This is a genomic window from Bradyrhizobium ivorense (assembly GCF_900696085.1).
In the GTDB taxonomy this organism is placed as follows: domain Bacteria; phylum Pseudomonadota; class Alphaproteobacteria; order Rhizobiales; family Xanthobacteraceae; genus Bradyrhizobium; species Bradyrhizobium ivorense.
The window spans coordinates 217422-227308 of sequence record NZ_CAADFC020000030.1; the positions used below are offsets into that span (position 1 = coordinate 217422).

Here is a 9887-nt window from a genome sequence, read left to right on the forward strand (position 1 = left end):
GCGCGATTGCTTGAGTGTAGCGCGCGTGCAACGCCGATTAACTCCGCGGCAACCTAAACACGTTAGCAACGATAAAGGTCGAATTGCGCGGATGTACCGCGTTCGATTGCATTCAGTAAGCGTTGCGTGAGCGTACGATGTTTGTGTTGCTTAACCAGCCGAGGAGCGCACGGCTCGCGCTCTTCGGTCTCGGTCTCAGCATCTTCGCTTTGATGCCGACCGAGATCGGATATCAGGATGTCGCTTCGCTGCTGGCCCGCCAGCCGGGCGTCGCCGAGCGCTGGCAGAAGCGCGTCTTCTCATCCGCAATCGGCTCGATCCAGGTCGCCACCTACAGCTTTGGCCGTCCGATCGGAACCTCGGCGCCGCAAGCGCCCGCCGTGCTGCTCGCAAGGCTCGACACGTCAGGCGATATCACCGGCGCGCTGACGCGCAATCCGATCGCCGCGCCGCCGCCGCGCTACCAGGCCGCCGACTTTCCCAAGGTCGATCGCACGATGAAGGGCGATCGTCTCGTGGTCAAAAAGCCCGATGCGGACGCACCGGCCGCGCCGGAAAATGCCGCGCCGGCAAACGAGGATCCCGCGACGTCGAATTCCTCGGTGAAGGGCATGAAGACCGCGACCGCGCCGGCCGACAGCGCGCCGCTCGATCCCGAATTGCAGGAGGCGCTGCGCGCGCCGCCATTGCCGCAATATTCAGGGCCGGCGCCGCATCACGACGGTGTATCGCTGTCGCTGGAATCGACGCCGCTCGACGACGTCAAGCCCGTGCCGGCGCCGGCGGCTCCCGCCCATGCGGCGCCGCCGCGCGATCCGTTCTCGTTCCAGACCGCGAGCCTGTTCTTTGGCTCGTCGCTCGGCGCGCCCGAGAGCATGGAAAGCTGGCAGCCCGGCGAGGCGCCGACCATCGTGACGCCGGCCGCGCAGCCCGATCCCGACATGAAGGTGATGGCCTCGCTGCCCGTCGATGCCGACGGTCCGGTGAAGGCCGGCGAGATGGGCGAGAGCATCGCGCCGAAGGGCGAGGTCAATGCTGACGATCAGCACACCAGGACGCCGGCCGAGCGGCTCGGCCTGTTCGACGAGCACGCGCGCGCCAAGTCGGAGAAGTGCCTTGCAGAGGCGGTCTACTTCGAGGCGCGCGGCGAAGCGGTGCGCGGCCAGATCGCGGTCGCCCAGGTGGTGCTGAACCGCGCCTTCTCCGGCAAATATCCGGAGACCGTGTGCGGTGTGGTCTATCAGAACAAGCACCGGCATTACGCCTGCCAGTTCACCTTCGCCTGCGACAATGTCCGCGACGTGGTGCGCGAGCCCGACATGTGGGACCGCGCCAAGAAGATCGCGAAGGCGATGCTCGACGGCAAATTGTGGCTGCCCGAGGTCAACCGCTCGACCCATTATCACGCCTATTGGGTGCGGCCGTCCTGGGTCAGCGAAATGAAGAAGATGTACAAGTTCGGCGTCCACACCTTCTATCGCCCGCGCGCCTGGGGCGACGGCAGCGACGCACCGAGCTGGGGCAATCCGGCCGAAACCGCCGCGATCTCCGCCCAGCTCGCCGAAGCCGCGCAAAGCTCGGCCGAGCTGGCCAGCGCGAAGCGGTAAGCCAGCGCCCAACCTCCCCTTGAAAAGGGGGAGGTCGCTTTGCTCGCGAGAGCAAAGCGGGTGGGGATCCGGTCTCTCCACGCGCAGCGGTGCGTGGGGCTGACACCCCCATCCCGACCTTCCCCCTTTCAGGGGGAAGGAGAAGACAGACAGTGCGCCCGGCACTCCGCAGCGCCCCTGAATGACGGCCATCATGCTTTTCCAATTCTGCAGAGCAGCTCTGCAGGCGAAGATTTTTCTCCGCCGCCCCTTGGGGTTTCCATGCACCTGCATTAACTCCCTGTAACATTTGGTGCGGGGTGCCCCGCAGCAGTTGCGGGGAATGACATGGCTGTAACCACCGGGGACCTGCGTCCGACCTCTGCCACGTGGCGGACGCCGCTCGTGATCATCGTCTGCGGTTGCGCGATCGCGCTGCTCAGCTTCGGCCCGCGCTCCAGCCTCGGCTTCTTCGTGCAGCCGATGAGCAAGGAATTCACCTGGGGCCGCGACGTGTTCGGCCTCGCGCTGGCGCTGCAGAATCTGCTGTGGGGCCTCGGCCAGCCGATTGCCGGTGCGATTGCCGACCGCTTCGGCCTGCTGCGCGTCATGATCGTCGGCGCGCTGCTGTACGCTGCGGGCCTGCTGTTGATGCGCTATTCGGCGACGCCGCTGTCGCTCAACATCGGCGCCGGCGTGCTGATCGGCTTCGGCCTGTCCGGCTCGTCGTTCAATCTCGTGCTGTCGGCCTTCAGCAAGCTGCTGCCGCCCGAACGCCGTGGCATCGCGCTCGGCGCCGGCACGGCGGCGGGCTCGTTCGGCCAATTCCTGTTCGCGCCGTTCGGCGTCGCCATGATCGATAATTTCGGCTGGCAGACCGCGCTCCTGGTGTTCGGCGCGCTGATGCTGCTGATCCTGCCGCTGTCGCTTGCACTCGCAACGCCGCCGTCCGAGACCAGCAACGCGCCCGCCGGAGATCAGCAGTCGTTCAAGACCGCGCTCGCCGAAGCCTTCGGCCATCGCTCCTATGTGCTGCTGGTGCTCGGCTTCTTCACCTGCGGCTTCCAGCTCGCCTTCATCACCGTGCATCTGCCGGCCTATCTCGCCGACCGCGGCATTCCGGCGACGACCGGCGGCTGGGTGATCGCGGCGATCGGCCTGTTCAACATCATCGGCTCGCTCAGTGTCGGCTGGCTGCAGAACGTATTCCCGAAGCGCTACATCCTGTCGGTGATCTATTTCACCCGTGCGCTGTCGATCGTCGCCTTCATCTCGTTCCCGATCACGCCGTTCTCGGCGATCGCGTTCGGCGCGATCAGTGGCCTGACCTGGCTCTCCACGGTGCCGCCGACCTCGGCGCTGGTGGCGCTGATGTTCGGCACGCGCTGGTTCGCGACGCTGTATGGCTTCGCCTTCGTCAGCCATCAGGTCGGCGGCTTCCTCGGCGTCTGGCTCGGCGGCATCGTGTTCGAGCAGTTCGGTTCCTACACGCCGATCTGGTGGCTGTCGGTGCTGTTCGGCGTGCTCTCGGCATTGATCAACCTGCCGATCGTCGAGAAGCCGGTCGCGCGCCCGGTTGCGCAGCCTGCCTAATGGGTTAAACATTCCCCGAAACCAGGCTTTCGGGGAGTGCACATCGTGGCAACGTTCAAGGCGATCAGGATCGACAAGGCGGACAAAGGCACCACCGCCGCACTCACGCAATTCGACGATGCCGAATTGATGGACGGCGACGTCACGGTGCGGGTCGAGTGGTCGACGCTGAACTACAAGGACGGCCTCGCGCTGACCGGCAAGGCGCCGGTGGTGCGCCGGTTCCCGATGATCGCCGGCATCGATTTCGCCGGCACCGTCGAACAATCCAGCCATCCCGACTGGAAGGCGGGCGACAAGGTCGTCTGCAACGGCTGGGGCATGGGCGAGACCCATCTCGGCGCCTACGCCGAGAAGGCCCGCGTCAAGGGCGACTGGCTGGTGCGGCTGCCCGACGGCATTTCCGCGCGCGATGCGATGGCGATCGGCACCGCCGGCTACACCGCCATGCTCTCGGTGCTGGCGCTCGAGAAGCACGGCCTGACGCCGAACAGCGGCCCGGTCGTGGTGACCGGCGCGGCCGGCGGCGTCGGCTCGGTCGCGACCGCGGTGCTGTCGAAGCTCGGCTATCACGTCATCGCCTCGACCGGACGCACGTCCGAGGCGGATTATCTGAAGGGCCTCGGCGCCTCGGAAGTGATCGACCGCGCCGAGCTTTCGGGCCCGGTGAAGGCGCTGGCGAAGGAGCGTTGGGCCGGCGGCGTCGACAGCGTCGGGTCGACCACGCTCGCCAATGTGCTGTCGATGACGCGGTATGGCGGCGCCGTCGCGGCCTGCGGTCTTGCGGCCGGTATGGATCTGCCGTCGTCGGTCGCGCCCTTCATTTTGCGGGGGGTGTGCCTTCTCGGCATCGACTCGGTGATGTGTCCGATCGAATTGCGCAGGACCGCTTGGCGCCGCCTGGCCAGCGATCTGGACAAGGCAAAACTCGCTGATATCACTCACGAAATCGCCATGGACGAGGTGATCGGCTACGGGCCGAAAATCCTCGGCGGCGAGGTCCGCGGACGCATCGTGGTAAAAATAGTCTGAGGACGTTCAGACTTTACCAACCAAGCTGCTCCAATGTTGCCACTGTTGGTATGGTAAGCAGCGGGTAAAGAGACTTGCAGCATGACCCGGGGGGCCGGATTTCCCTCGCGCAGACGTCGAAGGCGTCCGGTGCGGGGATCATGCTCAACAAGGAGCGGGAGCCCGCGCTCGTAGGGTGGAGTAGTTGCATGCTTGCGCGTTTGGTGTTGGGGGCCGTCACGGCCGGAGCGATGGTCGTGCCGGCATTCGCAGGCATGATGAATGCCGACGAGGCCCGCAGATTCGTCGCCGGCAAGGTATTCGCATTCACCTGTTTCGACGGCACGCGCGGCGCCGGCCGTATCCTCGACGACATGGGCGCGGCGGGCTCCATCCAGTTCTCCGGCGCCGGTCCGATCCGCCATGTCCGGCTGCCCGGCAACACGCTGCAGATCCGCGGCCAGAGCGTCTGCGCCTCGCTGAAGGGCATTCCGTTCGAGCCGTGCTTCAATCTCGACAAGCAGGACGATCGCTCGTTCCGCGGCTCGGTCTCCGGCATGGGTTTCGCCTATTGCGACTTCCGCCACCAGGGCGCGCAGCAGATGCTGATGGCCCGCTCGGTGGCGCGGCCGCGCTCGCATGTGCGCACCCGTTCGGCCGACGCCTCGCAGGCCGAGGTGTCCCGGGTCGAGACGCCGCAGGTCCAGAGCTCGAAGATCCAGCCGGTCAGGGCCGAGCCGGCCAAGGTCGAAAGCGCTCCGGAATTGCGCCGCTCGACCGACTGACGCCGCCGGCCTAGAAACCTTCCCAGTCATACGATTATCCGCCGCCAAGCCGTAGTCATACGGATGGCGGCGTTTGCGTTGGTGGATACTCAATACCCTACGTTCACCCGAACGATCGAACGTGGGGGACCACGCATTTGAGCACAGTTATGGCGCAGTATTTTTTCCGGATCAGCGATGGCGATTACGCGGGCGCGTCCGACCATCCGACTGAGTTCGAGAGCCGTGATGTGGCTTGGGCCGAGATGACGAAAGTCTGCGGTAATTTCCTCGGCAGCATCTCGCGCAATCTCAAGCAGAACAGCGAATGGCACATGGAATTGCTCGACGAGGGCAAGAAGCCCGTGTTCCGGATTCGCCTGGTCGCGGAATCCGTCGATTGAGGTTGGCCGTTCGAACTTAGCCGCCCACTATCCCTCCGCCTGCGGGACGGGCGGCGGAGCTTGCCTGCGAAACAGGATGCGCTGGTACAGCCAGCCGATCGCCACCAGCACGATGCCGAGGCCCATGAACGACAGGGCGCGATAGACCCCGGTCAGCGTCGACATGTCGATGAAGAATGCCTTCAGGACGGTCAGGCCGATCACCACCGCGGACGCGAGCCGCGCCCGCTGTGAATTGACCAGTATCCCGATACCGAGGAGCGCGACGCCGAACATCAGCCAGGCGATCGAATAGCTGTACTGCTCCGCGTCCGTCGTCGCGCCCCGGCTCAGCACCGGTCCGTGATGGAGCCTGCGGACTTCGAAGGTGACGTAAGCGAGCGCCAGGATCAGCGCGCCCGCCGCGATCGAGTTGCCGTAACTCGGCGGGCGGTGGCCCGCAACCGCATAGGACAGCAGCAGTGCCAGCACCGCCGGCAAGGCATAGCCGAGCAGCAGCAGATTGATGAAGCTGCCGCCGACGTCCTGGGTCCACAGCATCGGGTTTTCCAGCACCAGCAGCCCCCACACGCTGGCAAGCCCGGCAAAGCCGGCGAGCAGCACCGCGCCGACATTGTGCACGATGCTGCCGGTGCGCAGTCGCAACCGCTCCAGCCCGATGGCCATCGCGAGCGTCACGCAGACCTGCAGTGCGACCTCGGTCAAGCCCGCGCTTGCGTAATAGACGTCGCCGGCATTGACGAGGTGGCGGATCTCCATGAAGGCGAGCAGCACCGTGAACAGGATGGCGGCGGCTTCTACGATTCGCAGCGGCGGATCGTCGCCGTTGCGGCGGAGCAAATGGCTTCCCGCCCAGAACGACAGCGCCGGGATGCCATAGCCCCACAGCAGCCAGTTGAAGATCGGCGTGGTGCCGACGGCGTCACCGGCGATCCGCGGCTCGTTGCCGATGCGCAGCACCACGATGCCGGCGAGGATCGCGGCGAGCCAGCGCAGGAACGGGATCGGCCGCTGCACCGAGAGCCACGCGGTGCCCAACGACACCAGCGCCAGCGCGATGGTGAGCCAGCCCTTTTCCAGCGCGAAGGTGAGCGCCAGCGCCAGCGAAGCAAGCGCGCCGGTCGCCGCCAGCGCGATCGAGGGCGACAGCTCCGGACGCTCGCCACGCCGGGTCAGCGCCTCGGTCGCGGCCGCGTAGGCGGCGGCGAGCAGCACGGCAAGGATCGCAAACGGGATCGATCGATCGAGATGCGCGATGCGCGCATAGAGCGTGACCAGCAGCGCAACCGGCGTGAACACCGCGGCTGCGGCCCAGGTCACCGTGACCTGCGTCGTCGCAAAGCGCAGCTGGGCGAGGAAGCCGGCGATGCCGAACGCGGCGGCAAAAATCGCCGCGGTCACGAGATGCAGCGACACCGAGCCATCGGTCGCCGCCGGTCCAATGCCGGGGATTGCGCCGCCCGGCAGCACCAGCATCTCGGCGTTGCTGCGCACCGCCCATTCGCCGAACACGATGAAGACGAACGCCGCCGCGGCGCCGACTGCGCCGACCGCTGCGGGCGCCCGCCAGGCGACGAACAAGGCGCCGGCCACCAGCAGCGCGAAGCTGATCATCGCGATGTCGGCGTGAAAGCTGTTCAGCACGATCAGCATCGCGCCGAACAGATAGGCCGCAAGCGAGGCCGACGAGATCGGCTCGATCTCCTCGCCACTGCCTTCGGGGCCGAACATGAAGCCGCAGACCACGAGCAGCGCGGCAAGCACGAAGCCCGCGATGACGTGGAAGGCGTGAGGGGCGATCAGATCAGGTCCGCATGCCAGGCACGGGAAGGTCCACAGCAGCGCGAAGGCGATGGTGGTGACCGCAAGCCAGCGCCACAGCCTGATGCGCGCGAGGCCGAACGCTGCCGCGGTGACGATCGCGAGATAGATGTAGAGCGACCAGTAATCCGGCTTGTCGGAGGAGACCAGGATCGGCGTGGCGAAGGCGCCGGCAATGCCAAGCCCGGCCAGCGCCGGGCCGTGCAGCAGCGCGGCCGCCAGCGTGCCGAGCGCGACCATGCCGAGCAGGATGAAGGCGGTGGCCGGCGCCAGGAAGTCGTAGAGCGCGTAGGCCGCGTAGACCGTGGCGAAGGCCACCGCGGTGCCGGCGGCGGTGAGGATCGCCGGAATGTTGGCGATCGGCACCGGCGCGATGCTCGAGATGTTCTCCTTCCGCCGCGTCCATTCGCCGGCCGCCAGCAGCGCCAGCGCGAACAGGCCGCCGAGCATGGTGCGCACGCCGGGGCCGAGCAGGCCGGCCTCGATCGAGTAGCGCACCATGAAGAAGCCGCCGAGCGCAAGCGTCAGGCCGCCGATCCACACCACCCAGCGGGTGCCGAGGGTCTCCTCAAAGCCCGGTGCCGGCTGCGGCAAGGGCGGCGGTGCGGCGCTCGGCGCGCTTGCGGCCGGTTGCTCCTCCGCCTCAGGCAGGATCGGAGGCGGCTCCGGCAGCGGTGGCGGCTGGCTGGCGGAAGGCGCCATTGGGGGCGCCTGCTCGAAGCCCGGCATCGGCACCAGCGGAGGCGGCATGGCGGTCCGTGCGGCGCCGGCGCCCTCGATCGCATCGAGACGTCGTCGCAGCGCCGAGACCTGGCTCATTGCCTTCTGGGCGAGAGCGATCGCGATAATGGCGATGACCAGCGTGAGGAAATCGAACGGCGAATCGAACATCGGGCCTCCGGCAAAGCGCGCCGGAGCCATGGCCAGACCCTTGGCCAGCCAGCGGCCCGTCGCAACCTATTATGTGCAGCCGTGGAGACTGAAAGTTCAAGCCGTCGGGTGTGGCACGTTCGTGCTATTCCAGATCGATCCGGAACGGGCGGCCTTCGACCGTCATGCTGCCCGGACCCATCGCCTCGAGCGCGCGCAGCATCCTCCCCTCGCGGCCCAGCGCCTTGTCGGCGAGGCTGACGATCAGGCGGTTGGGCTGCGCGATCGGCGAGGCTTCGCGGATCAGCCGGGCGATCGCCATCTCATCGCGATGCGGGTTGAGCGCACAGGCGGCGGCGAAGGCGCTCGCGGTCGAGCGGCTGATGCCGGCATAGCAGTGCACCACCATCGGCGCGCGGCGATCCCAGCCGCGCACGAAGCTCAGCACCCGCTCGATATGCGCCTCGTTGGGCGCAACGAAGCCGTCCATCACCTCGGTGATGTCGTCCATCGACACCTTCAGGTGATTGGCGGGAAGCACGGAGGGCGGCCGCGGTACCTGGTCGACATTGGCCATCACGGTCAGCACATGGCTGGCACCGGTGATACGGACCGTGTCCGACAGTGCGGCAAGCGAACAGACGTGGAGCATGGTGGTCCTTGGGTTCGTTGGCGCAATTATAGCTGCTGCTGCAGGGCGGGCAAAGCGACGCGGGTGCGCACCTGTCGGTAGCACACGATATGTCCGGTTTATGTAGCACACGATCTGTCCGGTAATTTTCGTGCCCTTTGGAGGGGCATGTGATGCGCCGGACGGAAGCCCTTCAGGGTGTGCGCATGATCAAGTTTCTGGACATTTTAGGCCGGTACGAGGCTTTGGAGTTCAACCAGTTGGAAGCAGCGGAGCTGTTGGGTGTCGGTGAACGGACGTTTCGGCGCTGGTGTCAGCGCTACGAAGAGGACGGCGAGGCGGGATTGCTGGACCGTCGGCTCGGCAAGGTTTCCGGCCGACGGGTTCCGATTGACCGCGCGGACGAGGTGGAAGCGCTTTATCGCACGCGCTACGCCGGCTTCACGGCGAAGCATTTTCACGAGCACCTGGTGAAGGATCATCGCTTCAGCTGGAGCTACACCTGGACCAAGACCTTCCTGCAGTCGAAGGGGCTTGTGAAGAAGGCCCGCCGCCGCGGCGCACACCGGCGCAAGCGTCCGCGCCGGCCGTTACCAGGGATGCTGCTGCATCAGGACGGATCGCGGCATCAATGGCTCGCAGGGCAGCCGATGCTCGATCTGATCGTGACCCTGGATGACGCGACGAGCGCAATCTATTCGGCGTTCCTGGTGGAGGAAGAAGGTACCGCCTCGACCTTCCGCGCGCTGGAGGAAGTGTTTGGCCGGCATGGCCTGCCATTGAGCCTCTACACCGATCGGGGCTCGCATTACTTTCAGACGGCGACGGCCGGCGGCGCGGTCGATCGCGCGGCGCCGACCCAGGTCGGCCGGGCGCTGGCGCATCTGGGTATCGAACATATCGCGGCCTATTCGCCGCAAGCGCGGGGCCGTTCCGAGCGTGTCTTTCAGACGCTGCAAGACCGGCTGACCAAGGAGCTGGCATTGGCCGGGATCGCCACGGTGGAGGCCGCCAATCTATTTATTCGCGAGGTCTATCTGCCGGCCCACAACGCCCGTTTTGCCATCAAGCCCGAGCAGGACGGCAGCGCTTTCGTCGCGATTGCGGGTATCGATCTCGGCGAGATTCTTTGCGTGCAGGAGGAGAGGCAGGTCGGCAACGACAATTGCGTGTCGTTCAACCGTTTGAAGTTGCAGATCCCGGCGAG

The 9887-nt window shown here is 66.3% G+C and carries 8 protein-coding genes; 6 read left to right on the plus strand and 2 right to left on the minus strand.

Going from position 1 to position 9887, the window contains the following annotated elements:
• The first annotated feature begins 137 nt into the window (after nucleotides 1-137).
• From CI41S_RS37025 to CI41S_RS37045, 5 genes are all read left to right on the plus strand, one after another.
• On the plus strand, nucleotides 138-1607 hold the full coding sequence (locus CI41S_RS37025; RefSeq protein ID WP_139863976.1) for a cell wall hydrolase: 1470 nt from the start codon (nucleotides 138-140) through the stop codon (nucleotides 1605-1607).
• Nucleotides 1608-1934: 327 nt separating this feature from the next.
• Complete coding sequence (locus tag CI41S_RS37030; RefSeq protein ID WP_139863977.1) at nucleotides 1935-3179, plus strand: MFS transporter; 1245 nt, start codon at nucleotides 1935-1937, stop codon at nucleotides 3177-3179.
• Between the two features lie 45 nt (nucleotides 3180-3224).
• Complete coding sequence (gene acuI, locus CI41S_RS37035) at nucleotides 3225-4211, plus strand: acrylyl-CoA reductase (NADPH) (RefSeq protein ID WP_139863978.1); 987 nt, start codon at nucleotides 3225-3227, stop codon at nucleotides 4209-4211.
• A 188-nt stretch (nucleotides 4212-4399) separates the two neighbouring features.
• Nucleotides 4400-4975, plus strand: coding sequence for a hypothetical protein (locus CI41S_RS37040; RefSeq protein ID WP_139863979.1), 576 nt, complete (start codon nucleotides 4400-4402; stop codon nucleotides 4973-4975).
• Nucleotides 4976-5124: 149 nt separating this feature from the next.
• Nucleotides 5125-5358, plus strand: coding sequence for a DUF6894 family protein (locus CI41S_RS37045; protein ID WP_139485682.1), 234 nt, complete (start codon nucleotides 5125-5127; stop codon nucleotides 5356-5358).
• Nucleotides 5359-5385: 27 nt separating this feature from the next.
• On the opposite strand, the gene CI41S_RS37050 is transcribed toward CI41S_RS37045, so the two are convergent.
• Both CI41S_RS37050 and CI41S_RS37055 read right to left on the minus strand, forming a co-directional pair.
• Nucleotides 5386-8070 carry a DUF2339 domain-containing protein gene (locus CI41S_RS37050; RefSeq protein WP_139863980.1) on the minus strand — a complete coding sequence of 895 codons (2685 nt, stop codon included), beginning with the start codon at nucleotides 8068-8070 and terminating at the stop codon, nucleotides 5386-5388.
• Between the two features lie 124 nt (nucleotides 8071-8194).
• Nucleotides 8195-8701 (minus strand): tyrosine phosphatase family protein, encoded by a 507-nt coding sequence (locus tag CI41S_RS37055; RefSeq protein WP_139485684.1) that lies wholly within the window; start codon nucleotides 8699-8701, stop codon nucleotides 8195-8197.
• A 185-nt stretch (nucleotides 8702-8886) separates the two neighbouring features.
• Between CI41S_RS37055 and CI41S_RS37060 the strand changes: the two genes are divergently transcribed.
• The coding region (locus tag CI41S_RS37060; protein WP_172628344.1) for an ISNCY family transposase at nucleotides 8887-9887 on the plus strand (1001 nt) is incomplete at its 3' end.

Coding starts and splice junctions, on each gene's coding strand:
- CI41S_RS37055 (WP_139485684.1), bottom strand. CDS start 8,701: ATGCTCCACGTCTGTTCGCTTGCCGCACTGTCGGACACGGTCCGTATC.
- CI41S_RS37025 (WP_139863976.1), top strand. CDS start 138: ATGTTTGTGTTGCTTAACCAGCCGAGGAGCGCACGGCTCGCGCTCTTC.
- CI41S_RS37040 (WP_139863979.1), top strand. CDS start 4,400: ATGCTTGCGCGTTTGGTGTTGGGGGCCGTCACGGCCGGAGCGATGGTC.
- CI41S_RS37030 (WP_139863977.1), top strand. CDS start 1,935: ATGGCTGTAACCACCGGGGACCTGCGTCCGACCTCTGCCACGTGGCGG.
- CI41S_RS37045 (WP_139485682.1), top strand. CDS start 5,125: ATGGCGCAGTATTTTTTCCGGATCAGCGATGGCGATTACGCGGGCGCG.
- CI41S_RS37050 (WP_139863980.1), bottom strand. CDS start 8,070: ATGTTCGATTCGCCGTTCGATTTCCTCACGCTGGTCATCGCCATTATC.